The sequence below is a fragment of the Streptomyces cirratus genome (assembly GCF_014650775.1).
Lineage (GTDB): Bacteria > Actinomycetota > Actinomycetes > Streptomycetales > Streptomycetaceae > Streptomyces > Streptomyces cirratus.
Window position 1 is genome coordinate 629147 of record NZ_BMVP01000003.1, and the last position, 24408, is coordinate 653554.

Sequence of the window (24408 nt, forward strand, 5' to 3'; positions counted from 1 at the left end):
CCGAATGAATGTGCAGTAAACATCACCCGTTGTACACGGGGCAGGTCAGCGGCGTGGGTCAGCGACGGCCGGAACACTCCTCCGGGTGGTCTCCCCGGATCGGCCGGAAGCAGGGGCTTCAAGTGGCGTAATATCCGCGCCGGATCGTGACCTTCCCCGTCGCTCGGCGAGCGGGATCAGGCGCCGACGACGAGCGGGGCGCGCGGGTGCGTGCGCAGCGGGACGTGCAGCGCCACGAGGGCGTGTTCCAACCCGTGCAAGTGGGCGAGGACCGGCTCCGCCGGGGCCGGGGGCCGGGAGGCGCTCTCCGGGGCGGCGGGGAGGAGGCCGTCCTGCGGGGCGGTCAGCGCCTCCACCGCCGCCTCGACCCGCCAGCACGCCGCGGCGAGCCGGGCGTCGTGCGAGGCCTGCGGGTCGGCGGCCACGGCCACCAGGCCCCGCACCTCGCGCGCGCACGCGTCCAGCAGCTCCAGGACCTGCCGCGCACGGGCCTTGCGGGCGCGCAGTGGGCTCAGCGGGTGCACCAGGGGCGCGAGCGCCAGCCGTACCCGGCCCAGCAGCAGTTCCAGTTCCGCGGCGTGCGGGGCGGGGTCCGCGTGGGGGTGTCCCGCGAGACGGTCGAGGGACGCCGCCGTGGAGGCCCGTACGCAGTGCAGGGCCCGCTGGATCCAGGCGTCGTTGGCGGCGTGCGTGGTGACGGGGAGCACCAGCACCACGGCGAGGGCGGCGCCCAGCGCGCCGATGGCGGTCTCCTGGAAGCGCAGCAGGAGCAGGCCGGGGTGCAGCACGCCGAGGAGTCCGTAGAGCAGGCCCGCCATCACGGTGACGAAGAACATCATCCAGGAGTACGACGGCGCGGCGGTGTAGAAGATCCCGAAGACGCATACGGCGACCAGCGCGGCGGTCGGTGCGGGCGCTCCGTGCAGCGGTACGGCGACCAGCAGCCCGGCGGCGATCCCTGTCACGGTTCCCACGACCCGGCGGAAGCCCCGGACCAGGGTCTCCCCCCGCGAGGCGGTGTTGACGAAGATCCACCAGGCGGTGCCCACGGCCCAGTACCAGCGGTCTTCGGAGAGGGCCTGGCCGATGCCGAGCGCGAAGGCGCAGGCGGCGGTCGCCTGGAAGGCCTGCCGGGTGGTGGGCCGGGCCAGACCGGTGCCGGGCAGGCCGGGCGGCGCGGCGGGGGGCGGCGTACGGCGCTCGATGGGCCAGAGCACGAACCGCGCGGCGCCGGCCGCGAGCAGGGCCAGCCCGACGGCGGCGAACAGCTCGGGCAGCTGCGCGGGCACCGCGTGCAGGAACTGCGTGATGAAGAAGTTCATGAAGGCGAAGATGCCGAGGGCGTGGCCGCGCGGGCCCCAGCGCCGCGCGTAGACACCGGCGAAGACGACGGCGAGGAAGGCGAGGTCGCGGACGAGCGGCAGGTCGTGCAGGGCGGTGGCCACGGAGAGGACGGGGAATCCGGCGACGGGCAGCAGCGCGGTGGTCACCCGCTGGGCCCGCACGTTCGCGTCGAGCACGGTGAACAGCGCCAGCAGGGCGGCCAGCCCCCCGGTGATGGAGGCGGTCAGCGAAAGCCCCACCGCCTGGGCCGCGGCGACGGCGAGCCCCACGCCGACGACCGCGCGCAGCGAGTTCCTGAGTCTCATCAGCCCCGGATCCGGAGCCACGAACATCCTCTTCACGGCGGTGTGCCGCCCCCCTTGCGATGGTGCGCGCCGGGCCGGTGTCCGCCCGGGGTGGTGGGCGGCGTACGGGCACGGCGAAGGCGCCACGGTCCGGAGCGGCCTCGTTGCCGTCCGGCGCTGCGTGGCGCCGTAAGTACATGGATACGGCACAGATAACCATCCGGAGGCCCACTGGCTCAACCGGCCTCGGAAAAGCTGTGCCATTGGCCCACTGATCCAGGCCGTTTTTCGGCCATGGGGAGCCAACGGACTGGGGCGTCACGCCTCACCGATGCGCACCACGGCCAGGGTGATGTTGTCGGGCCCTCCCGCGTCGATGGCGGCCTTCCACAGCTCGAAGGCGGCCCGGCCGTCGTCGTGCTCCCGCAGCAGGCCGTCCAGGACGTCCTCGGGCACCGGGTCGGTCAGCCCGTCCGTGCAGATCAGGTAGCGGCCCCCGACGGCGAGGGGGTACGTACGGACGTGCGGTGTGACGGCGTGGAAGCCGCGGGCGCCGCCGAGTGCCTGGGTGATCAGGGAGGTCGTCCGGCGGCCCGGCGGAAGCGGCGGACTGTCGTCGACGCTCACCTGGCGCAGCTCCCCGTCCGAGGCGTCGAACACCCTGCTGTCACCGACGTTGAAGGTCAGCACGGCCTCGGGCAGGACGACCGCACCGGCGACGGTGGTGCCCATGCCGGCGAGCTCCGGTTCGCGTTCGGCGGCGTCGTACACCGCGCGGTTGCACAGTTCCAGTGCCTCGCGGACGGCCTCCTCTCCGTCCAGTGACGGCCCGAGCTCCGCGAGACGCCGTACGACGAGCGCGCTGGCCACCTCCCCGGCCGGCTGTCCGCCGATGCCGTCGGCCACCGCGACGACGAGCGGCGGGCCGAGGGGGAACACCAGCATCTGCGGGTTGCGGGTCTCGGTGGCGCACAGCGTCCAGGGCCCGATGACCATGCTGTCCTCGTTGTGCTCGCGCACCAGCCCGGCGTGGCTCAGTGCGCTGACGGCTGCGTACGGCATCGGTTCCGCCTCTCCGTCGCCCGCGGCAAGCGTCCCGTCCCCTTTCATAGTGGCTCCGCGGGAGGGGCGCGGCGGAGCCGGGCGAGGACGAGGACGGTGTCGTCGGTCGCGGTGTCGGGCAGCAGGCGGGAAAGGATCCGGTCCGCCGCCTCCTCCAGGGAGTCCACGGGGGCGCGCAGCTGGTCGCGCAGGGCGTCGATGCCGGTGTCGATGTCCTGGCCGCGGGCTTCGACGAGCCCGTCGGTGTAGAGCGCGACGACGGCGCCTTCGGGGATCCGCGTCGCCGTCGAGCGGAACGGTACGCCGCCCACCCCGAGGGGGACGCCCAGCACGTCGCCGATCCGCTCCACCGTGCCGTCGGGGTGGCGGAGCAGGGGCGGGGGGTGGCCGGCGCTGGCGACGCGGGCGTGGCCGGTGTGGGGGTCGTAGAGGATGCACAGGCACGTCGCGAGCTCGATGCCGGCCTCCTGGGCGCAGCTGTCGAGTTCCGCCAGCAGGCCCTCGGGGTCGCGGGTGTGCCGCACGAGGGCCTTGGCCGTGATGCGGAGCCGGCCCATGGCGGCGGCGGCCGGGACGCCGTGTCCCATCACGTCTCCGACGAGCAGGGCCAGCTCGTCGCCGGGCAGGGGGATGACGTCGTACCAGTCGCCGCCGACCTCGGTGAGCCGGCTCCCGGGCAGGTAGCGGTGCGCGATGTCGGCGTGGGGGCCGGCGGCGGGGGCGCTGGGCAGCAGGGCGCGCTGGAGGGTGAGCGCGATGTCCTGGACGCGGCTGTAGAGGCGGGCGTTGTCCAGGCACAGGGCGGCGCGCGAGGCCAGCTCGCCCGCGAGGCTGAGGTCGGGCTCGTCGAAGGCCGGGCGGGACGCGGCGCGGCCGAACATGGTGATGCCCTGGATGGTGCCGCGGGCGACCAGCGGGGCGATGAGGATGCACGCGAGGCCGCTTTCCATGAGCAGCCGCGCCCGTTCCCTGTGGGCGACGGTGCTGGCCACGAAGTCGTCGTTCACCTCGAACCAGCACGGGCGGCCCGTTTCGAGCATGGCGTGGATGCCGGAGCCGGGCGGGTACGTGATCCGTTCCAGGCCGCCGAGCAGTTCGCCGGCGGGTGGCGGCAGGGTCGTGCCCCACGCGATCCTGCGGGTGACGAGCGGCAGCCGGGGGTCGAAGACCTCCGGCTGGTGCATCCACTCCACCAGTTCCACCACGGAGGCGTCGCTGAACTCCGGGACCGCGGACCCGACCAGCTCGCGCGCGGTCACGTCCAGGTCGAGGGTGGTGCCGATGCGGGCGGCGGCGCGGTCCAGGAGCGCGAGCCGCTGCCGGGCCGCGGTGGCCTCCATGATGGCCCGTTCGCGGTCGGTGACGTCCACCAGGAGTCCGCCCACGCCGCGCCGGGTGCCCACCGCCCCGCTCAGCGGGAACAGGCTCACCGACCGCACCTGGTCGCGGTCCGGGTGGCCGGGGGTGCGCAGTCCGACGAGGGTGTCGACCACGGTCCGGCCCTCCTGGGCGACGGCGCGCAGCAGGCGCTGGAACTCGCCGCCGTCGGAGGTGAGCATGATGTCGGTCATGCGGCGGCCGAGGTGGCCGGCCAGGGGGATGCCGTCCATGTCGGCGAGGGCCTGGTTGAGGTGGACGTACCGCAGGTCCTCGTCCAGCATGACCAGGCCGATCGGGTAGGTCTCGAAGAGCGCGTCGAGGAAGGCCAGGTTGGTTTTGACCCGATCCAGTTCGACGCTCTGGCTCGCCAGGCCCATCACCACGGAGCGGCCGGTGCTGCCGGTGAGCGGGAAGACACGGAAGCCGCAGTCGAACACCGTGCCGTCCCGGTGGAGTGCGGGCAGGCGCACGCGCCAGTACCCGAGGGTGCGGGCCTGCTCGGCGAGCCGCGCGGCCGCGCCGGGGTCGCGGTCCGGGAAGAGCGTCGACGCGGGCCGGTCCAGCACCGCCGCGGACTCGTGGCCGAAGAGGCTGCGCGCACCGGGACCCCAGTAGCAGATCCGGTCCTCCTCGTCGATGCCGAGGACCGCGACCACCACGTGTTCCAGCAGCGAGCCGGGTTCCGACCGTATCGGGCCGGGATCGGCGTCGCCGTCCCCCTGCGGGTCCGGTGGCATCGCTGCCCCCTTCTGCGCGCCGAGCTTCTGCGCGCCAAGCGCGACGGTGGCTGTCCGGCGCCCGCGCGGCGGTCCCGGGCGGCCTCTTCAATTCTGCCCGCCGGACCGGGGAGCGGCCCGCCGAAGTGCGGGCGGCCGGGCGGGTGGCGAGACTGGTCGCATGACGACGATGGCGACCATGGCGGCCCTCGAGGGCGGCCCGGACGATCTTCCGGAGCGTCTCGTTCCGGCCCCCGCGCCGGGTGAGGACGTGAAAGTGGCGCACCGCGGCGGATACGAGCACTTCAAGGCCACGTCCCGCTTCCAGGACGCCGCGCAGGGGCGGGTTCCCGTCTACGAGTGGTGGGAGCGCACGGAGATCGCCGAATGACCTGACGCGTCCCGCCGCCGCGCCGTGACCTCAGTGCGCCGGCCCCTGTTCGTGTCGCCCCGTCGGCACGCACAGCACCGGTACCGGCGACAGGTGCAGCAGCTTGTGCGGTGTCGAGCCGAGCAGAGCGCCGCGGATGGGGCTGTCGCCCCAGGTGCCGACGATGATGACCCGCGCCCCGTGGCGCTCGGCGGCGTCGAGGAGTGCCTGGGCGGGCTTCTCGTCGGCGACCTCCACCGTCGAGGGGACGCCCGCCTCGTCCGCGGCCGCGACGGCCCGGGCCAGTGCCTTGCGGCCGGCCTCGCGGACGGCTTCGCGGTGGGCCCGGTACTCCTCCCCCGCGGCGCCGGGCGCGGCGGCCCCGTGGACGAGGACGAGGGGTTCACCGAAAGCGGCGGCGACCTCCAGGGCGACCGCCAGCGCCCGCTCCGCGCCGGGCGACTCGTCGTACCCCAGGACCACGGACATCGCGTACTCCTCCGTTGCGCACACCACTCAGGCGGACCGGCGGTGCGGGCCCGGAACGAGCGCCGGGTCGGCCACCCCGCGCCGCTCCCGCCAGAACCGCCCGTCCCGGATCCTCCAGAAGCACATGATCAGCACGCCGACGAGGGCGATGGCCGTCCCGATGAGCAGCGGCGGGCTGACGCCCAGCCAGGAGACGCCCCCGGCCGAGTTCTCCGGCTTCGACATGTCCTTGACGGACTCCACCAGCAGCCAGGTCAGCAGCCCGGCCCCGATGAGCGGGCCCAGCCCGATGAGCAGGAAGTTGCGAGGGCTCTCCAGCAGGTGACGCCGGTAGTAGACGGCGCAGGCCAGACCGGTGAGCGCGTAGTAGAAGGCGATGAGCAGCGAGAGCGCGGTCAGCGAGTCGAGGAGCGCGTTCTCGCTGATCTGGTTGACCACGAGGTACCAGCCGATGGCGATGACGGCCACCCACCAGGTGCTCACGTCCGGGGTCCGGAACCGGGGGTGGATGCGCGCCAGCGATGACGGCAGCGCGTGCCGGCGGGCCATCGACAGGGCGGTGCGGGAGGCGGGGATGATCGTGGTCTGGGTGGAGGCGAGCGCGGAGGTGGAGACCGCGAGGAGCACCATCCAGTCCCAGCCGCCCATCACCTCGTGGGCGAGCACGGCGAAGACCGCTTCTTCCTGGCCCGCGTTCCGCGCCAGGAACGTGGTCCCGGCGTAGCCGACGACGGCGAAGCCGACCGCCAGGTAGGTCACCAGCAGCACGACGGTCGACCAGATGGCCGCCTTGCCGGGCGCGGTGGCGGAGTCCTCGACCTCCTCGGTCAGGTTGACGGCGGACTCCCAGCCCCAGTAGATGAACACGCCGAGGAGCAGTCCGCCGGTGAGCGCGGCGCCGCCGGCTCCGAACGGGTTGAGCCAGTCGACGGACGGCTCGATCGGGTCGAGGGTGCTGGTGCCGGCGTAGACGCGGTAGAGGGCGACCACCGCGAAGGCCAGGAGGAAGAACACCTGCGCCAGGATGAGCACGTCCTGGACCCGGGCGGACATCTCGGTTCCGATGACGCAGACGGCGGTCATGGCCACGATGACGACGACGGCGAGCGTCTGGCGGACCGCCTCGTTCGCGGCCAGGCCGTCGAGGCCGACGGCGAGCAGCCCGAAGCGCACCGCGACGTCGGCGAGCGAGCCGATGACGAGGACCCCGGTCATCGTGATCGCCCAGCCGCCGAGCCAGCCCGCCCAGGGGCCCATGGCCCGCGTCACCCAGGAGAAGGTGGTCCCGCAGTCCTGGTCGACCTTGTTGAGGTAGTAGAAGGCGGCGGCGATCAGCAGCATCGGTACGAAGGACGCCAGCATCACGCCGGGGGCGTAGATGCCGGCGATCGCGACGATCGGCCCGATGACGGCGGCCAGTGAGTAGGCGGGCGAGGTGGAGTTCAGGCCGATGACGAGCGCTTCGAGGAAACCGATCGCGTCGGGCCTCAGCCCCGCCTCGGCCTCCGCGGTGCGCTGCTCGTGGCCGCCGCCCGTCCCGTCCTGCGCCATATACGCATGCTCGGGCACACGGCGGCGGGGCGCGAGGCGGCCGGGCGCGTGCCGGGAGTGCCGGGAGTGCCGCCGCGCGGGGTGTCAGGGGCGGGTGTTCCAGCCGGCGACGACCGGCAGGCCGTGTTCCGTGGACAGGACGCCGAGCGTGCCGGTGCGCAGCAGGAACAGGCGCCCCTCCTGCGGGGCGAGGCCGAGGTAGCGTGCCGTCAGGACGCGCAGGAAGTGGCCGTGGGCCACCACGACGGCGTCGCCCCGGTCCTCGCGGAGGACCTTGTCGACCCGGGCCAGCGCGCGGTCCGCGCGGGCGCCGACCTGCTCCGCGTCCTCCCCGGGGTGCTCCGCGTCGCCCGGCGGGACGCCGTCGGTCCACAGGGACCAGTCCGGCCGGGTGCGACGGATCTCGGCCGTGGTGATGCCCTCGTAGCCGCCGTAGTCCCATTCGTGCAGGTCGGGATCGGTGATGCCGTCGATCAGCCCGGCGAGTTCCGCGGTGGCCACGGCCCGGCGCAGCGGGCTGGTCAGGACCAGGGCGGGGCGGCGGTCGCGGAAGAACGGGGCGAGGGAGATGGCCTCCTCGACGCCGGTCGCGGTCAGCGGTACGTCGGTCAGGCCGGTGTGCCGCCCGGTGGCGCTCCAGGCCGTCTCACCATGTCTCACCAGCAACAAGTCGCTCATCCTTGGACCTTAGACGGTCGGCCGCGCCGATGGCGTGAGCGCAGCGTGTCATGTACGCCACCAGTAATTCGATGCGGAAACGATGCGACTTGGCCCGGCCCGTACCTGCTCGCCAGGCTCGGTCCATGGACGACCTGATCCACGAACGGGCCCGGGCGGTCCGTCCGCACGGCGGGGCGGACCGCGACGATGCCGTCGCCGCCGGTTTCGCGGCGGGCGACGAACGCTCCATGGAGGCGGCCTACCGCCGCTGGCGGCCGCTGGTGCATTCGCTCGCCCGCCGCGCCCTGGGTGACGAACGCGAGGCGGAGGACGTGACGCAGCAGGTGTTCCTCGCCGCCTGGCGCGGCCGGCGTCACTACCGCCCCGGCCCGGGCGGGCTCGGGGCGTGGCTCACCGGCATCACCCGCCACAAGGTGGCCGATGCGCTGGAGGCCCGGACCCGGCGGACCCGGGCCGCCTCGGCCGCCGCGCACGCGCTCCACGAAGGCGCCCGGCCCCCCGCCGCCCCCACCTCGCCGGAGCCCGAACAGGTGCTGGACCGGCTGCTGGTGCTCGGCGAACTGGCCCGGCTGCCCGCGGCCCAGCGGCGTGTGATGTGGCTGGCGTTCTACGGGGACCTGACCCAGTCCCAGATCGCGGCGCGCACCGGGCTGCCGCTGGGCACCGTCAAGAGCCACATGCGCCGGGCGTTGCTGGTGCTGCGCCACTCGCTCGGGGATCCTGCGCGCGCAGCAGCCTCTCGATGACGGCGAGGCCCGAGCGCAGGCCGAAGAGCCGCTCGGTGCGCGGGCCGGGCGTGCCCGCACCCCAGCCGGGCCCCGCCAGCAGGAGCGCCGAGTGCCCGCGGGCGCCGTGCGGCCCCCATTCGATGCCGGCGACCGCCCGGGCCAGAGCGCGGTCGGCGGTCCTGGCCGTCTGGGCCCAGAGCACGGCGGCGCGGGGGCCCGTACGGCGCACGGCCTCGCGCAGCGCCTCGGCCGGCAGGGCCGGGCCGAACATCAGGGCGGGCAGGCCCCGCTCCCCGAGGGCGGCGGTCAGCGCCTCGATGGGCAGGCTGTGCTGCTCGTCCGGGGCGCAGGCCAGGAGCACGGGCGGCGCCCCGTACGGCGTGGGCGCGGGCCGCAGCCGGCGCAGGGCGCCGGAGACGTGCCAGGACAGCAGGTGCTCCACCTCGACGTAACGCTCGCCCGCCGAGGCCCACTTGCGACCGACGGCGTGCAGGGTCGGCGCGATGACCTCCTCCCACGCCGCGACCGGGCCGAGCTCCGCCAGCGCGGTGTCCAGCAGGTGCTCCACCGCCGGCGCGTCCAGTCGTACGGCGGCCCGTGCGAGCCCCCGGCACTCCGCCCGGACCTCCCCGAGCGGAAGGGCGGTGGACCCGCCCGGCGTCACGGCAGCCGCCCGGGCCGCCCCGGAGCCGCCGGGGGCTGCGCCGAGCGCGGCCCCGGCCGCCGCCGACGGGGGCACGCCCTGCGCCGTGAGCCGGCACATCATCTCCAGGCGGGCGATGTCGGCGGGCGTCCAGCGGCGGTGCCGGCCGTCCTCGCGGCGGGCGGGGCCGATGGCGTACCGGCGCTCCCAGGACCGCAGCGTGGTCGGCGAGACCCCGAGGCGGCGGGCGACGGCGCCGGTACTCAGCGCGGCTGCGGGCAGCGGCGCGGGCTCCACGGGCGGCACTGGGTCCCGGGGCGGCACGGGCTCCCCGGGCGGCACTGGGTCGTGGGGCGGCACTGGATCCACCCGCTCACCCTAGGACGCCCGAGCACCGGGAGCAGGTCACTCGATGCCCCGCCCCTGCCGGAACCGGGCGAGCCCGTCCGCGAGTTCCACCAACGGCTCGGGATAGTCGTACCGGGCGCGCTCCGCCTCCGGCAGCCGCCACGGTTCGTGCACCCGGGGCGCGGGCAGCCCCGCGAGCTCCGGCACCCAGCGGTGCACGTAGGCGCCCTCGGGGTCGTAGCGCAGGCCTTGGCGGACCGGGTTGAGGACGCGGCCCGGCCGGGTGTCGGTGCCGGTGCCGGCGACCCACTGCCAGTTCATCTGGTTGTTGGCCAGGTCCCCGTCCACGAGGAGGTCCAGGAAGTGGCGGGCGCCGATCCGCCAGTCCACGTACAGCGTCTTGGCGAGGAAGCTCGCCGCCAGCAGCCGGCCCCTGTTGTGCATCCACCCCTCGTGGCGCAGCTGGCGCATGGCCGCGTCGACGACGGGGTAACCCGTCCGGCCCTCCTTCCAGGCCTCGATCTCCTCCCGCGCGCCCGGGCCGGTGCGCCAGCTGTCGCGCCGGGTGCGGTAGTCGCGGGTGGCCGATTCGGGGCGTGCGGCGAGCACCTGGTAGTGGAAGTCGCGCCAGCACAGCTGCCGCACGAACGCCTCGGCGCCGGCGCCCCCGGCCGCCCGGGCCCGGTGGACGGCCTCGGCGGCCGAAAGGGTGCCGAAGTGCAGGTGGGGGGAGAGCCGGGAGGTGGCGTCGCCGGCCAGGTCGTCGTGGACCTCGTGGTAGCGGTCGACGCCCTCGCGCAGCCAGGCGCCCAGCAGCCGCCGGCCCTCGCGCTCGCCGCCGCGCGCCAGGCCCGGGGAAACCCCGGTGACCGCGGAGCGCTCGGGCAGCGGTTCCGAGCGCGGGGACTCGGGGACCCGGATCACGCGCGGGGCGGCGGTGACGGTGCGCGGCGGCAGTTCGCTCCAGCGGCGCAGGTAGGGCGTGAAGACGGCGAAGTGGTCGGAGGCGGCGGGCCGCAGCGCGCCGGGGGCCACGGCCGTCACCACCATGTCGTGCACGTAGAGGCGCCGGCCTTCCGCTTCCAGAGCGGTGCGCAGAGCCTCCTCGCGGGCGTGGGCGTACCCGCTCACCCCGGCGGCCATGTGCACCTCGTCGGCGTCCGTCTCCCGTACGAGGGCCACCACTTCGCCGACCGCGTCACCCGAGCGGATCACCAGGCGGCCGCCGCGCTCGCGCAGTGCGCAGTCGAGCCCTGCGAGGCAGTCGGCGAGGAAGGCCCTCCGGTTGGGGGCGCTGAACCCGGATTCCTCGATGGCCCGGTCGCGGACGAACAGCGGAACCACCTGGTCGCAGGAGGACAGGGCGGCGCGCAGCGGCGAATGGTCGTGCACGCGCAGGTCGGAGGTGTAGAGGACCACCGCGACGTTCATGGGTTCTCGCTCCGGGTCAGGGCTGTGGGGTGCTGCTTGCACCGGGTACTTCGGCGGCGGGCGCCTCAGCGGATGCGCCCTGCGGGGTATCGCGTTCCAGCCGTTCGGCGGCCTTGGCGATGTTGCGCGCCATCCCGCCGAACACCACGGCGTGGAAGGGGGACACGCTCCACCAGTACAGGTGGCCGAGCAGCCCGTGCGGGTGGAACAGGGCGCGCTGGCGGAAGCGGGCGCGGCGGCGGTCCGCCGGATCGGGATCGGCGCGCAGTTCGAGCCAGGCCAGGCCCGGCAGCCGCATCTCGGCGCGCAGTCGCAGCAGCGCGCCCGGCTCGATCTCCTCCACCCGCCAGAAGTCGAGGCTGTCGCCCACGCGGAGCCTGGCCGCGTCACGGCGGCCGCGCCGGATGCCGACCCCGCCGACGAGCCGGTCGAGCCAGCCCCGTACCGCCCAGGCGAGCGGGAAGGAGTACCAGCCGTTGTCCCCGCCGATGCCCTCGACCACCCGCCACAGCGCGGCGGGCGACGCCTCTACGGGCAGCTCCCGCCGGTCGGTGTAGAGGCTGCCGCCCGCCCAGTCGGGGTCGGTGGGCAGCGGGTCGCTGGGGGCGCCGGGGACACCGGCGGAGGACCAGCGGGTGGTCACCTTGGCCTCCCGCACCCGCTGGAGGGCGAGGACCAGGGCCCGGTCGAAGGGGAGCGGCGCCCCGGGCGGGTCGGGGACGTAGGCGGCGATGTCGTGCTCGTGGCAGACCACCTCGTGCCTCAGGGACTCGGCGAGGGGCCGGGCCAGCGCCCTCGGCACGGGGGTGACCAGGCCGATCCAGTGGCTGGAGAGGCCGGGGGTGAGCATCGGGACCCGCATGATGAGCCGTTTGGGGAGCTCCGCCACCTCCGCGTAGCGGCGCATCATCACCTCGTACGTGACCACGTCCGGGCCGCCGATGTCGAAGGCCCGGTTGACCTCGGGCGGCATGCCGGCGCTTGCGACGAGGTAGCGCAGCACGTCGCGGACGGCGATGGGCTGGCAGCGCGTACCGACCCAGCTGGGGGTGACCATCACGGGCAGCCGCTCGGTCAGGTAGCGCAGCATCTCGAAGGAGGCGGAGCCGGAGCCGATGATGACGGCGGCGCGCAGGACGGTGGCCGGTACGGCGGAGTCCAGGAAGATCTCGCCGACCTCGGCGCGGGAGCGCAGGTGCGGGGAGAGTTCCCGGAGCGGGATGCCCTCGGGGGTGAGGCCGCCGAGGTACACGATGCGCCGGACCCCGGCCGCCCGGGCCTGTTCGGCGAAGACGTGGGCGGCCTCGCGGTCGCGGTCCTCGAAGCCTGAGCCCGAGCCGAGGGCGTGGACGAGGTAGTAGGCGACGTCGATGCCGCGCATCGCCTCGGCGACCGATTCGGGGTCGGTGACGTCGCCGCGCACGACCTCGGCGCGGCCCGCCCAGGGGTGGTCGCGCAGTTTTGCCGGCGTCCTGGCCAGGCAGCGCACCCGGTGCCCGGCGTCGAGGAGCTCCGGCACCAGCCGGCCGCCGATGTAACCGGTGGCCCCGGTGACCAGGCAGTGGGCGTCCGCCACGCCCGTCATCGGTGTCCCCTCATGGCTGTCTCCGCTCTCGTGCCCCCGTACAGGATTCCGCACGGGTTCCCGCTCGGCATTCCGTAAGGGATTCCGCCGGCCGGGCGCGCGCGGATGCACTCCCGGCGCGCGGGCCGTCGCCAAAAGGCCATCCGAAGCCCCGCGGGCTCCGAAACATCCTCCGGAAGGAGGTACACGATGGCGCAGCGAGGAGGATCACGGCCGCGTACGGCCGTCGTCGGCGCGGGGGTCTCGGGGCTGACGGCGGCCTACGTACTGGCGCGCTCGCACGAGGTGACCGTGTACGAGGCCGACGACCGGCTGGGCGGCCACGCCCACACCCACGAGGTGACCGGCCCGGACGGCCTCGTACGGGGGGTGGATTCCGGGTTCGTCGTCCACAACGACCGCTCCTACCCCCACCTGCTGCGACTGTTCGGCGAGCTGGGCGTGACCACCCGGGCGACCACGATGAGCCTTTCCGTGCAGTGCGAGGGCTGCGGGCTGGAGTACGCGGGCGCGCGGGGACCGCGTGGGCCGGCGGCCCGGCCGAGGTCCGCGGCGTGGCCCGGCTACCTGCGGATGCTGGCACAGGTGCCGCTCTTCCACCGGCAGGCCCGGCTGCTGCTGGCGACCCCCGCCGTCTCGGCGGAGGTCACCCTCGGCGACTTCCTGCGGGAGTGCGGGTTCGGGCCCTACTTCACGGCCCACTTCGCGATCCCGCTGGTGGCCTCGGTGTGGTCCTGTCCGCCGCGTACGGCGCTGCGCTACCCCGCCCGGTACCTGTTCCGCTTCCTGGCCCACCACGGAATGCTCGCGGTGGGCGGACGGGCGGACGGCTCGGCGCGCTGGCGGACGGTCGAGGGCGGTTCGGCGCGCTACGTCGAGCGGCTGCGGGAGCGGCTGGGCACGAACGCGGTCCGGGCGGGTACCCCCGTGCGGGCGCTCGCCCGCACCCCGGAGGGGATCCGCGTCAGCACCGCCGACGGCGCCGTCACCTACGACTCGGCGGTCGTCGCCGTCCACGCCGATCAGGCGCTACGCCTGCTGGCCGACCCGACGGACGCCGAGCGGGCGGTGCTCGGCGCCTTCCTCTACTCGCGCAACCGGACGGTGCTGCACACCGACGCCTCGGTGCTGCCGCGCTCGGCGGCGGCGCAGGGCTGCTGGAACTTCCGGTTGTCCGGCTGCGACCCGTACGACGGACGGGTCCTCGTCAGCTACGACATGAACCGCCTGCAGGGGCTCGACTCACCGCAGCGGTACGTGGTGACCCTCAACGCGGACGACCGGGTGCGGCCGGAGCTGGTGCTGGCCGAGATGGCCTACGAACACCCCGTGTACACGCCGGAGTCGGTGGCCGCTCAGCGGCTGCTGCCCGCCCTGTCGGGTCCGGTGACGGCCTTCGCGGGGGCGTACCACGGGTGGGGGTTCCACGAGGACGGCTGCCGGTCGGGCGTGGAGGCGGCCGCCGCGCTCGGGGTGTCCTGGTGAGGGCGGCGGTGTACGAGGCCGACATCCGGCACGTGCGTTCCGGGGAACGGGCCTACGCCCTGCGCCACCGGACGTACCTGTGGCTGGTGGACCTCGACGAACTCCCGGATTTGCCGGCCCCATTGCGTCCCCTCGCCCGGTTCGACGCCCGGGACCACTTCGGCGGCCGGCCGCCGACGATCCGGGCCGGGCTGGAGCGGTTCCTCGCCGCGCGCGGCGCCGGACTCCCGCCGGGGTCCCGGGTGTTGATGCTGGCCCACGCCCGCGTGCTGGGTTTCGTCTTCAACCCGCTGTCCGTGTACTGGTGCCACGGCCCCGACGGGGTGCTGCGGCAGGTCGTCGCCGAGGTCCACAACACGTACGGCGAGCGGCACTGCTACCTGCTCGGCCCGCAGGCCGCGCAGGGCACGGGCCGGGTGCCCAAGGAGTTCCACGCCTCGCCCTTCCTGGAGGTGGACGGCGACTACCGGATGCGGCTGCCGGTACCGGGCGAGCGCCTGGCCCTGAGCGTGACCCTTTCGGGCGGCGCGGACGGCGCCCGGCTGACGGCGACGGTGCGGGGCCACCGCCGGGCGGCCGGCCTACGGGGGCTCCTGCGGGCGTCACTGCGTCACCCCTGGCCCACCGCAGCCGTGGCGGCGGGCATCCGCTACCACCGCCTACGACTGTGGCTGTGCGGGCTGCCGGTACGTCCGCGGCCCCGTCACGATCCGCAGGAGGGGCTGAGGTGAGTACAGTCGCGGCATGGCGGTGGACGAGCTCGACACCCGGATCCTGCGCCTGCTGATCGAGCAGCCGCGCACCAGCGTGCGCGAGTACGCAAGGCTGCTGGGCGTCGCGCGCGGCACCCTGCAAGCCCGGCTCGACCGGCTGGAGCGCACCGGGGTGATCACCGGGACCGGCCCGGTCCTCTCCCCCGCCGCTCTGGGCCATCCAGTGCTGGCCTTCGTCCACATCGAGGTCACCCAGGGGCACCTGGACGAGGTGGGCGACGCCCTCGCGGCGGTACCCGAGATCATCGAGGCGTTCTCGATCACCGGCGGCGGGGACCTGCTGACCCGGGTGGCGGCCCGGGACAACACGCATCTGGAGGACGTCATCCAGCGCCTCATCCGGCTTCCGGGCGTCGTCCGGACGCGTACCGAGGTGGCTCTGCGGGAGCGGGTTCCGCACCGGCTGCTGCCCCTGGTCGAGGCAGTGGGAAGAGCAGCGGGCAAACCCTGACAAAATGGTCGTGACACCCACACGACCGGCAGGACGGGCTCAACCGAATGCTTTCCGTCATATTCGATCTCGACGGCACCCTCGTGGACAGCGAGATGCGCAGGTTCGCAGAGCGGCTGCACGGGGACGGGGTTCCGATGGCGGTGGCGTCCGGCTCCTCGCGGGAGGCGATCGAGGCGTTGCTGGCCGGGACCGGCCTGGGCGCCCTGCTGACCGTCGCGGTCTCCGCCGAGGAGGTGGCGCGCGGGAAGCCCGCACCCGACATGTTCCTGGAGGCGGCCCGCCGGCTCGGCGCGGACCCCGCCGACTGCGTGGTCGTCGAGGACGCGGCGCCGGGCGCGGAGGCCGCCCTCGCCGCGGGCATGGAATGCCTGGCGATCCCCTCCGCGGCCGGCAGCGCCACCCACCCCGCCTTCACCTCGGCCGGCCTCCTCTTCCGCGGCGGACCGGCGGCCTTCGACGCGGAGACCGCCTACGAGTGGCTCGGCGAGCACCGGGCGGCCTGACGTCCGGGGCGAGGGAAGAGGGCGGCCCGGTGCGCAGTTGGTACAACCGTGAACGACTTTGCGGAGCGGGACCCGGCTGAGGTGGACGTAGTGGTCATCGGCGCCGGGCAGGCCGGCCTGTCCGGCGCCTACCACCTGGCCCGGGCGGGCATCGGCCACGTCGTCCTCGACCATTCGCCCGGCCCGGGCGGGGCCTGGCAGTTCCGCTGGCCCTCGCTGACGTACGGCAAGGTGCACGGCATGCACGCGCTGCCCGGCATGGAGCTGACCGGCGCCGACCCGCTGCGGCCGTCGTCCGAGGTCATCGGGGAGTACTTCGCCGCGTACGAGGAGCGCTTCGGGCTGCGCGTGCGCCGCCCCGTGGACGTCACGGCGGTGCGGGACGGTTCGGACGGGCGGCTGCTGGTGGAATCCGCGTCCGGCGAGCGCTGGTCGGCCCGGGCCCTGATCAACGCCACGGGCACCTGGGACCGGCCGTTCTGGCCCCGGTATCCGGGCCAGTCCACCTTCCGCGGCCGACAGCTGCACACCGCCGGCTATCCGGGACCGGCCGCGTTCGCCGGGGCCCGCGTGGTGGTCGTGGGCGGTGGCACTTCGGCGGTGCAGCACCTGCTGGAGATCTCCGAGGTGGCGGCAGCGACCACCTGGGTGACACGCCGCCCGCCGGTGTTCCGCGACTCCCGCTTCGGCGAAGCCGAGGGCCGGGCGGCGGTGGCCCTGGTGGAGGAGCGGGTGCGCCGGGGGCTGCCCCCGCAGAGCGTGGTGAGTGTGACCGGGCTGGCGCTGAACGACGCCGTACGGGCCGGGTTGGATTCGGGGGTGCTGGAGCGCAGGCCGATGTTCGACCGCATCATCCCGACCGGCGTCGGCTGGGCCGACGGGCGGAGCGTGGAAGCCGACGTGATCCTCTGGGCCACCGGGTTCCGGGCGGCCGTCGACCACCTGGCGCCGCTGCGCCTGCGGGAACCGGGAGGCGGCATCCGGCTCGAAGGCACCCGGGCGGTCCGGGACGAGCGGATCCACCTGGTCGGCTACGGCCCTTCGGCTTCCACCACCGGGGCCAACCGCGCGGGCGGCGCGGCCGTCCGCGAGATCCGCCGCCTGCCGGCCCGCGAAACCTCCGGGGCTCCGGCCCTGGCAGGGGTCGCCGCTTCCTGACCGGTCGGCTCGCCGTCGGCCGGCCGCGGCGCCGACTCGGCGTCCCGGTCCCGGCGGACGAGGGCGGCGTAGCGGCCCTCGGCGGCGAGGAGTTCCTCGTGCGTACCGCGCTCGGCTATTCGCCCGGCGTCCAGGACCACGATCTGGTCGGCGTCGCGCACGGTGGAGAGGCGGTGCGCGATCGTGATGGTGGTGCGGCCGGCGGACAGCTTGTCGATGGCCTGCTGCACCGCGTGCTCAGTACGGGTGTCGAGGGCGCTGGTCGCCTCGTCGAGGATCAGGACCGGCGGGTCGCGCAGGATGGTGCGGGCGATGGCCAGGCGCTGCTTCTCCCCGCCGGAGAACCGGTAGCCGCGTTCACCGACCAGCGTGTCGTACCCGTCGGGCAGGGACACGATGTGGTCGTGGATCTGGGCGGCGCGGGCGGCCTCGGCTATCTCCTCGTCGGTCGCGTCCGGCTTGGCGAAGCGCAGGTTGTCGGCGACCGAGGCATGGAAGAGGTAGGTCTCCTGGGAGACCACTCCTATGGACCTGGCCAGGGAGTCGAAGTCGAGGTCGCGGACATCGATCCCGTCGAGGGCGACCCGGCCGCCGGTGACGTCGTAGAGCCGGGGCACCAGGTAGCTGAGGGTGCTCTTGCCCGATCCGGTGGGGCCGACCACGGCGAGTGAGGCGCCGGCGGGGACGGTGACGTCGATACCGGCCAGCGTGGGGCCGTTCTTGCTGTCGTAGGCGAAGTGCACGTCCTCGAAGCGGATCTCACCCTTCGCCCGGCCGATGCGCACCGCGTCCTCGCGTTCGGTGATGTCCACCGGCAGGTCGAGGTATTCGAAGATGCGGGCGAACAGGGCGAGCGAGGTCTGGATCTGGACACCGGTCGACAACAGGCTGACCGTCGGCCGGAACAGGCCCTGCTGGAGGGTGACGAAGGCGACGAGGGTGCCCACGGAAAGCGACGGCGCGCCGGCCTGGAGGGCTATGCCGGCGGCCCAGTAGATCAGTGCGGGCATGGCGGCCATGACGATGCCGATGGTCGACATCCGCCAGCGCCCGGCCATGCTGGACCGCACTTCCAGGCCGACCAGCTTCTCGGATTCCTCGGAGAAGGACCGCGTCAGCGAGTCCGCTCGCCCCATGGTGCGGCCGAGCAGGATGCCGCTGACCGAAAGGGACTCGGTGACGGTGGCGGCCATGGCCGCCATCTGCTTCTGCCGCTGGGTGGTGATCTTCTTGCGCTCGCGCCCGACCCGCCGGCTGATCCACACGAAGACGGGCAGCAGGAGGAGCGAGACGAGCGTCAGCCGCCAGTCGAGGGCGAGCATGGCGACGACGGAGGCGATCACCGCCGTGAGGTTCGAGACGAGGGACGTCGCGGTGGAGGTGACGGTGGCCTGCATGCCGCCGATGTCGTTGGCTATCCGGGACTGGACCTCGCCCGTACGGGTGCGGGTGAAGAAGGCCAGCGGCATGCGCTGGAGCTGGGCGTAGACGGCGGTGCGCAGGTCATGCATGACGCGCTGGCCGACGGTGGTGGAGATCAGGGTCTGGAGCACGCCGAACACGCTGGTGACGACGGCGGTGAGGATCATGCCGAGGGCGAGCAGGCTCAGCAGACCCGTGCGCCCCTGGGGGATCGCCACGTCGAGGATCGCCTTGAGCAGGAACGGCGAGGCGACGGCGACGAGCGAGGAGGCGGCGACGAGCGCGCCGACCACCGCGAGGCGGCCGCGGTAGGGCCGGAAGAGGCCCATGATGCGGCGCAGCTGACGCGGCTGCTCCGCCGGGTTCGGGCGGCTGGGATCGAGGGATTCCTTGGACGGCGTCCATTCGGGTTCTTTGGGGCGCATGGGCCTCCTTCTGACGAGATTCTCATGAGCATAGCTCATTGTTACCTATACTCACAATGAATCTGGTCCTGATACTCTTCCCATTATGAGGACCGCAGCATGAGCACCGCTTCCGAACCGACCGTGACCGGCCCTGACCTGCCCGACGGCCCGGCCCCCGACGGCCCGGCCCGCGCCGACGCGACCGACAGCGACGACGGTGTCCTGGCCGAGCAGCTGCTGCGCCTGACCCGTCGGCTCCACCGCATCCAAAAGCGCCATCTCGAACCCCTCGGGATCACTCCAGCCCAGTCAAGGCTGCTCCGGCTGGTCTCGCACTACGACAGCGGCGAACCGCCCCGGATGGCGGAGCTCGCCGCCCGCCTCGAAGTCGTCCCCCGGGCCGTGACCACGCTGGTCGACGGTCTGGAGTCGGCCGACTGCGTGCGCCGCGCGCCCGACCCCGCGAACCGCCGGGTCATCCGGATCGAGCTGACCGACACCGGCCGCGCCACCCTGCGCCGCCTGCGCAACGCGCGGACCGCCGCCGCGGAGGAGATCCTGGCTCCCCTGACCGCGGCACAGCGCGGGGTGCTCGGCGGTCTGCTCGACACCCTGGCCGACGCGCCCGCGGAGCGCGGCTGCTGAGCACCACCGCGCCCGCGCAGGCCGGTTGACCAGTCCGTACGCCAACCGACCTGCCCGCAAACCTCGCTGCCGAGACCGGCGGCCGGCATAAAATCGGTTGCCCGTGCCCGGTCCGGAAGACGAACCTTGTGTGGTTTGAGCCACTCGACCGTCATGGGGCGTCATGCAGATCAGCGATCTTCCGCATCCGGATCCCGGAGTACCCGACGCCCGCTCCGGCCCGCGTTTCCTGCTCTGGCTGGGCCGCACCCAACTGGGCGGACAGGCCAAGAGCCTGTGCTGGGGGCTGGTCCACCACTGCGCCATCGCCGGACTGCCGTTCGCGGTCGGCCTGGGCGTGGAGGCGGCCGTGGACGGCGACGGCCACCGGCTGCTGCTCGTCGGCGCGTTGATCGCCCTGCTGGGCGTCGCCATCTCCCTGGGCGACACCATGCTGCACCGCACCAGCGTCACGAACTGGATCACCGCCGCCGCCCGCGTGCAGCAACTGCTCGCCCGTAAGACCGCCGACCTCGGGTCAGCCCTGACCCGCCGGGTGGCGGCCGGCGAAGTGGTCTCCGTATCGACGGGCGACGTGGAGAAGGTCGGCTGGTTCGTCGAGGCGGTCTCCCGCTTCCTCGCGGCGGCCGTCGCCATCATCGTCGTCTGCGTGGCCCTGGTCGTGTACGCCCCCTCCCTCGGCGTCGTCGTCGCCGTGGGGATGCCGCTGCTGGCGCTCTCCTCCCTGCCGCTGCTCCCCCGCGCCACCCAACGGGCCGACATCCAGCGGGAGAAGGCGGGCAAGGCGACCGAACTGGCCTCCGACACCGTGGCGGGCCTGCGCGTCCTGCGCGGCATCGGCGGCGAAGAGCTGTTTCTCGGCCGGTACCGGGAGGCCTCGCAGGAAGTACGGACGGCCGCGGTGCGCAGTGCGCGCATGTGGGCACTGATCTCGGCCGTCCAGGTGTTCCTGCCGGGGGTCCTCCTGATCACGGTGGTCTGGTACGGCTCCTCGCTCGTCCTGGACCGGCGGCTCGCAGTCGGTGAACTCGTTGCGGTGTTCAGCGCGGTGTCGCTGTTGCTGTACCCGCTGCGCAGCGTGGAGGAGATCGCCATGGCCTACTCGTTCTCCCGGCCCTCCGCCACCCGCGCGGCCCGGGTGCTGCGGCTGACGCGCGACGAAGCCCCGGAGCCCGCCGGAGCCGTGGACGCCGTCCGGGCCCCCGCTCCGGGCGGGGACCTGTACGACCCGCGGACAGGGCTGCTGGTCCCCGCGGGCCGGTTCACCGCCGTCGTGTGCGGGGACCCCGACCTCGCGGGCCGGCTCGCGGAACGCCTGGGCGGACATCCCCCGGGCGACGGTGAAGGCGCCGGGGACCGCGCCCCGGTGCTGCTGGGAGGCGTGGCACTGGACGAACTCGCGCTGGAGACGGCCCGAGCGCTGGTCCTCGTACAGGACAAGGACCCGGTGCTGCTTTCCGGCACGCTGCGCGAGCTGTTCGACGTACCGGCGTCCGGGGCGGTGACCCCCGCGGCCGCGCTGGCCGCCGCCCAGTGCGGTGACGTACTGGAGGCCGTGCTACAGGCGGCTCCCGAAGGGGTTCAGGATCCGATGGACGCCCGGATCACCGAACGGGGCCGGTCGCTCTCCGGCGGCCAGCGCCAACGGCTCGCACTGGCCCGTTCCCTGGTCGCCGACCCGGAGGTGCTGGTGCTGGACGAGCCGACCTCGGCGGTCGACTCGCACACCGAGGCGCGCATCGCGGACGGCATCGCGGCACTGCGCGCCGGGCGCACGACGGTCGTCCTGACCTCTTCGCCACTGGTGCTGGACCGCGCCGACCGGGTGGTCCTCGTACACGAGGGCGTCGCCCTGCCGGCCGGCAGCCACCGCGACCTGTTGCGGGAAGAGCCCCGCTACCGGGCGGTCGTCACGCGGGAGACCGATGAGGAACAGCGCCTCGACGGGCTGCCCCTGACCGCGCTGGACGAAGGCATCACCGGCCGGCTCGAGGAAGAACTCACCGAGATCGAGGGATCCGCATGATCGGCGTGGCACCGCCGCAATATGACCCGGCCGCCCCGGAGTCGGCCACGACGCTGCCCGTCGGCACGTCGGCGACCGTACGGGGCTACGTGCGCGGCCTTTTCCGACGCCACCGGCGGGCCTTCGTGGCGCTGGTGAGCGCCAACGCGGTCGCGGTGATCGCCTCCATGGTGGGCCCGTACCTGCTGGGGCGGGTCGTGGACGACCTCGCGGCGGGGGTGCGCGAGCTCCACCTGCTGCGCGTGAGCCTGCTGTTCGCGCTGGCGCTCGCCGTCCAGACCTGCTTCGTGCGCGCGGTCCGGCTGCGCGGGGCGATGCTCGGCGAGGAAATGCTGGCCGACCTGCGCGAGGACTTCCTGGTGCGGTCGGTCGGCCTGCCGCCCGGCGTGCTGGAGCGGGCCGGGACCGGTGACCTGCTGTCGCGGATCACCACCGACATCGACCGGCTGGCCAACGCGATGCGGGAGGCCGTGCCGCAGCTGTCCGTCGGCGTGGTGTGGGCCGGGCTGCTCTTCGGGGCGCTGGCGGTGACCGCGCCGCCGCTGGCGGTGGCCGCGCTGGTGGCGCTGCCGGTGCTGGTGATCGGCTGCCGGTGGTACTTCCGGCGGGCGCCGTCCGCGTACCGCTCGGAGGCGGCCGGCTACGCGGCGGTCTCGGCGGTGCTGACGGAGACGGTGGACGCGGGGCGCACGATCGAGGCGCACCGGCTCGGGCGGCGCCGGGTGGCGCTGTCGGAACAGCGCATCCGTCAGTGGACCCAGTGGGAGCGGTACACGCTTTTCCTGCGGTCGGTGCTCTTCCCCGTCATCAACGTCACCTACGTGACGATCCTCGGCTCGGTGCTGATGATCGGCGGCTACTGCGTACTGCGCGGCTGGATGTCGGTGGGGCAGCTGACGACGGGTGCGCTGCTGGCCCAGATGATGGTCGACCCGATCGGTCTGATCCTGCGCTGGTACGACGAACTACAGGTCGCCCAGGTCTCGTTGGGCCGGCTGGTCGGCATCCACGAGATCGAACCCGACGGGGGTGACGCGGCCGTCTCGCCACAAGGGCGGGAGGTGCGGGCCGAGGAGGTGCGGTTCGGCTACCGGGAGGGCGTGGACGTCCTGCACCGGGTGTCGATGTCCGTGCCGCCGGGTACCCGGATGGCGCTGGTCGGGCCGTCGGGTGCGGGCAAGTCGACGCTGGGCCGGCTGCTGGCGGGCATCTACGCGCCCCGGGCCGGCGAGGTCACGCTCGGCGGGGCGCGGCTGTCGCGGATGCCGGCGGAGCGGGTGCGGGAGCAGGTGGCGCTGGTCAACCAGGAGCACCACGTGTTCGTGGGCTCGCTCCGGGACAACCTGCGCCTTGCCAGGTCGGGCGCAGGGGACGCCGACCTGTGGGCGGCGCTGGAGGCGGTGGACGCGGACGGCTGGGCGCGTGCCCTTGAGGCCGGGCTGGACACGGAGGTCGGTTCGGGCGCCGCGGCGCTGACCCCGGCCCAGGCGCAGCAGGTGGCGCTGGCCCGGCTGGTGCTGGCCGATCCGCACACGCTCGTACTGGACGAGGCCACCTCGCTGCTGGACCCGCGGGCGGCCCGGCACCTGGAGCGTTCGCTGGCCCGGGTGCTGGACGGCCGTACGGTCATCGCGATCGCCCACCGGCTGCACACCGCGCACGACGCGGATGTGATCGCGGTGGTCGAGGGTGGCCGGATCAGTGAGTTCGGTTCGCACGAGGAACTCGTCGCGGCGGACGGCGCCTACGCGGCGCTGTGGCGGTCCTGGCACGGGTGAGGCGGGACCCCGCGGACGCCACACGTGGGTCGGTGGCGTCCGCGAGGCCGTCCGGGGGCGCCCCTACGCCTTGCGGAGGCGGTCGATGATGCCGTCGAGGTCGCGCCACATCATGTAGTCGCGGACGAAGTGGCCACCGGGCTCCTCGTGCCACTCGTGCGGGATCCCGGCCCGGTCGAGGAGGCCGCGGAACTCCCGCTGGCCGGCGAGGACCTGCGTTTCGTTGAACGAGTCGAAGGCGTTGGTCGGGTCGGGGCTGGTGCCCGCGACGAGGAAGACCCGCTTGTTGCGGTAGCTCTCGATGCGCTCGACGGGATTGTCCGCGGTGACGCGGGCCTGGTCCCAGGGCACGCCGTAGACGGTGCCGCCGCCGAGGTCGAGGGCCGCGGAGGACAGGTTGGCCCAGTGCACGACCGCCCCGCCGTCACGGCGCACGCTGGCGGGCCCGGAGTGGGCGCTGACCGAGGCGAAGTGGCCCCAGTACTTGGCCGCGTACTTGAGGGCGCCGAAGCCGCCCATCGAGAACCCTCCGACGGCGCGGCCGTCGTACTCGGCGAACGTCCGGAAGTTCGCCTCGACCCAGGGCAGGAGCTGGTTGATGTGGAAGTGCTCCCAGTTGCGGGGGCCCGTGTTGGAGCTGACGGGGTTGGAGTACCAGCCCGCGTGGCCGCCGTCCGGCATCACGACGATGAGCGGCCGGCCGGCGGTCCAGGCGCGGATGCCGAGGCGGTCGAAGGTGATGAAGTCCTGGTCGGTGCCGCCGCCGTGGAAGAGGTAGAGGACGGGGTAGGTGCGCCCGCTGGTGTGGTAGTCGTCGGGGAGCAGGACGTTGACGGCGGGCTGCCAGCCGATCGCGTCGGTCTGGAAGCGGTAGTACCACATGCGGGCGTCGCCCTCGTTGTGGTCGACGATGTGCAGCCCGAATCCGTCGTCGGCCGCGCTCGCCGCCGATGCCGTCCCGAGGACGCCCGCACCGCCGAGGGCCATGGCGGCGGAGAGCCCGCCGACGGACTTGAGGATGCTCCTGCGGGTGGGGCTGTGTTCGTTCACGGTGACCTCCTGGTCGATGGGTGTGGGTGAGTACGTCAGTTGGTGGTGGTCCAGGTGCCCCGGTCGGGGTTCCAGTGGATGCTGGCGTTCTGGAA

Annotated in this window: 19 protein-coding genes and 2 pseudogenes; 10 read left to right on the forward strand and 11 right to left on the reverse strand. The window is 73.8% G+C overall.

Annotation, left to right across the window (positions count from 1 at the left end; genetic code table 11):
- Nucleotides 1–176: 176 nt before the first annotated feature.
- The 3 genes from IE207_RS12545 to IE207_RS12555 form a co-directional block, all read right to left on the reverse strand.
- The gene (locus IE207_RS12545; RefSeq protein ID WP_190184249.1) at nucleotides 177–1676 is read right to left on the reverse strand and encodes an FUSC family protein; all 1500 of its coding nucleotides are present in this window, start codon (nucleotides 1674–1676) and stop codon (nucleotides 177–179) included.
- Between the two features lie 270 nt (nucleotides 1677–1946).
- A complete protein-coding gene (locus IE207_RS12550; protein ID WP_190184168.1) occupies nucleotides 1947–2690 on the reverse strand; it encodes a PP2C family protein-serine/threonine phosphatase in 744 nt (247 codons plus the stop codon).
- A gap of 44 nt (nucleotides 2691–2734) precedes the next feature.
- The gene (locus IE207_RS12555; protein WP_190184169.1) at nucleotides 2735–4807 is read right to left on the reverse strand and encodes a SpoIIE family protein phosphatase; all 2073 of its coding nucleotides are present in this window, start codon (nucleotides 4805–4807) and stop codon (nucleotides 2735–2737) included.
- Nucleotides 4808–4976: 169 nt separating this feature from the next.
- Between IE207_RS12555 and IE207_RS12560 the strand changes: the two genes are divergently transcribed.
- On the forward strand, nucleotides 4977–5177 hold the full coding sequence (locus IE207_RS12560) for a DUF5988 family protein (protein WP_373304703.1): 201 nt from the start codon (nucleotides 4977–4979) through the stop codon (nucleotides 5175–5177).
- A gap of 30 nt (nucleotides 5178–5207) precedes the next feature.
- Here the strand turns inward: IE207_RS12560 and IE207_RS12565 are convergent, their stop codons facing one another.
- From IE207_RS12565 to IE207_RS12575, 3 genes are all read right to left on the reverse strand, one after another.
- Nucleotides 5208–5645 carry a universal stress protein gene (locus IE207_RS12565; RefSeq protein WP_190184171.1) on the reverse strand — a complete coding sequence of 146 codons (438 nt, stop codon included), beginning with the start codon at nucleotides 5643–5645 and terminating at the stop codon, nucleotides 5208–5210.
- 27 nt (nucleotides 5646–5672) lie between these two features.
- Complete coding sequence (locus IE207_RS12570; protein ID WP_190184172.1) at nucleotides 5673–7196, reverse strand: APC family permease; 1524 nt, start codon at nucleotides 7194–7196, stop codon at nucleotides 5673–5675.
- Between the two features lie 84 nt (nucleotides 7197–7280).
- Nucleotides 7281–7874 (reverse strand): histidine phosphatase family protein, encoded by a 594-nt coding sequence (locus IE207_RS12575; protein ID WP_190184173.1) that lies wholly within the window; start codon nucleotides 7872–7874, stop codon nucleotides 7281–7283.
- Nucleotides 7875–7999: 125 nt separating this feature from the next.
- Between IE207_RS12575 and IE207_RS12580 the strand changes: the two genes are divergently transcribed.
- Nucleotides 8000–8623 (forward strand): RNA polymerase sigma factor, encoded by a 624-nt coding sequence (locus IE207_RS12580; RefSeq protein ID WP_190184174.1) that lies wholly within the window; start codon nucleotides 8000–8002, stop codon nucleotides 8621–8623.
- Here IE207_RS12580 and IE207_RS12585 read toward each other — a convergent pair.
- The 3 genes from IE207_RS12585 to IE207_RS12595 form a co-directional block, all read right to left on the reverse strand.
- The gene (locus tag IE207_RS12585) at nucleotides 8544–9545 is read right to left on the reverse strand and encodes a MerR family transcriptional regulator (RefSeq protein ID WP_229873661.1); all 1002 of its coding nucleotides are present in this window, start codon (nucleotides 9543–9545) and stop codon (nucleotides 8544–8546) included. The genes IE207_RS12580 and IE207_RS12585 overlap by 80 nt on opposite strands.
- A gap of 108 nt (nucleotides 9546–9653) precedes the next feature.
- On the reverse strand, nucleotides 9654–11027 hold the full coding sequence (locus IE207_RS12590) for a cryptochrome/photolyase family protein (protein WP_190184175.1): 1374 nt from the start codon (nucleotides 11025–11027) through the stop codon (nucleotides 9654–9656).
- A gap of 16 nt (nucleotides 11028–11043) precedes the next feature.
- A complete protein-coding gene (locus IE207_RS12595) occupies nucleotides 11044–12612 on the reverse strand; it encodes an SDR family oxidoreductase (RefSeq protein ID WP_190184176.1) in 1569 nt (522 codons plus the stop codon).
- A 189-nt stretch (nucleotides 12613–12801) separates the two neighbouring features.
- On the opposite strand from IE207_RS12595, the gene IE207_RS12600 reads away from it, so the two are divergent.
- The 5 genes and pseudogenes from IE207_RS12600 to IE207_RS12620 form a co-directional block, all read left to right on the forward strand.
- Nucleotides 12802–14097: an NAD(P)/FAD-dependent oxidoreductase gene (locus tag IE207_RS12600; RefSeq protein WP_190184177.1), complete on the forward strand. Its 1296-nt coding sequence runs from the start codon at nucleotides 12802–12804 to the stop codon at nucleotides 14095–14097.
- Nucleotides 14094–14828 (forward strand): DUF1365 domain-containing protein, encoded by a 735-nt coding sequence (locus IE207_RS12605; RefSeq protein WP_229873662.1) that lies wholly within the window; start codon nucleotides 14094–14096, stop codon nucleotides 14826–14828. The genes IE207_RS12600 and IE207_RS12605 overlap by 4 nt, the downstream gene beginning before the upstream one ends.
- 13 nt (nucleotides 14829–14841) lie before the next feature.
- Nucleotides 14842–15321 carry an Lrp/AsnC family transcriptional regulator gene (locus tag IE207_RS12610; RefSeq protein ID WP_190184179.1) on the forward strand — a complete coding sequence of 160 codons (480 nt, stop codon included), beginning with the start codon at nucleotides 14842–14844 and terminating at the stop codon, nucleotides 15319–15321.
- A gap of 77 nt (nucleotides 15322–15398) precedes the next feature.
- Nucleotides 15399–15827, forward strand: a pseudogene (locus IE207_RS12615) (HAD family hydrolase); the annotation flags it as partial.
- Nucleotides 15828–15875: 48 nt separating this feature from the next.
- Nucleotides 15876–16955, forward strand: a pseudogene (locus IE207_RS12620) (NAD(P)-binding domain-containing protein); the annotation flags it as partial.
- On the opposite strand, the gene IE207_RS12625 reads toward IE207_RS12620, so the two are convergent.
- Nucleotides 16859–18832: an ABC transporter ATP-binding protein gene (locus IE207_RS12625; protein WP_229873663.1), complete on the reverse strand. Its 1974-nt coding sequence runs from the start codon at nucleotides 18830–18832 to the stop codon at nucleotides 16859–16861. The pseudogene IE207_RS12620 and the gene IE207_RS12625 sit on opposite strands and share 97 nt — an antisense overlap.
- A gap of 99 nt (nucleotides 18833–18931) precedes the next feature.
- Here IE207_RS12625 and IE207_RS12630 point away from each other — a divergent pair, with 99 nt between their 5' ends.
- The 3 genes from IE207_RS12630 (at nucleotide 18932) to IE207_RS12640 (ending at nucleotide 23263) form a co-directional block, all read left to right on the forward strand.
- The gene (locus IE207_RS12630; RefSeq protein ID WP_190184182.1) at nucleotides 18932–19459 is read left to right on the forward strand and encodes a MarR family winged helix-turn-helix transcriptional regulator; all 528 of its coding nucleotides are present in this window, start codon (nucleotides 18932–18934) and stop codon (nucleotides 19457–19459) included.
- A 163-nt stretch (nucleotides 19460–19622) separates the two neighbouring features.
- Nucleotides 19623–21485, forward strand: coding sequence for an ABC transporter transmembrane domain-containing protein (locus IE207_RS12635; protein WP_190184183.1), 1863 nt, complete (start codon nucleotides 19623–19625; stop codon nucleotides 21483–21485).
- Nucleotides 21482–23263 carry an ABC transporter ATP-binding protein gene (locus IE207_RS12640; RefSeq protein WP_190184184.1) on the forward strand — a complete coding sequence of 594 codons (1782 nt, stop codon included), beginning with the start codon at nucleotides 21482–21484 and terminating at the stop codon, nucleotides 23261–23263. The genes IE207_RS12635 and IE207_RS12640 overlap by 4 nt, the downstream gene beginning before the upstream one ends.
- A 63-nt stretch (nucleotides 23264–23326) precedes the next feature.
- Here the strand turns inward: IE207_RS12640 and IE207_RS12645 are convergent, their stop codons facing one another.
- A complete protein-coding gene (locus tag IE207_RS12645) occupies nucleotides 23327–24313 on the reverse strand; it encodes an alpha/beta hydrolase (protein ID WP_190184185.1) in 987 nt (328 codons plus the stop codon).
- Between the last annotated feature and the right edge of the window lie 95 nt (nucleotides 24314–24408).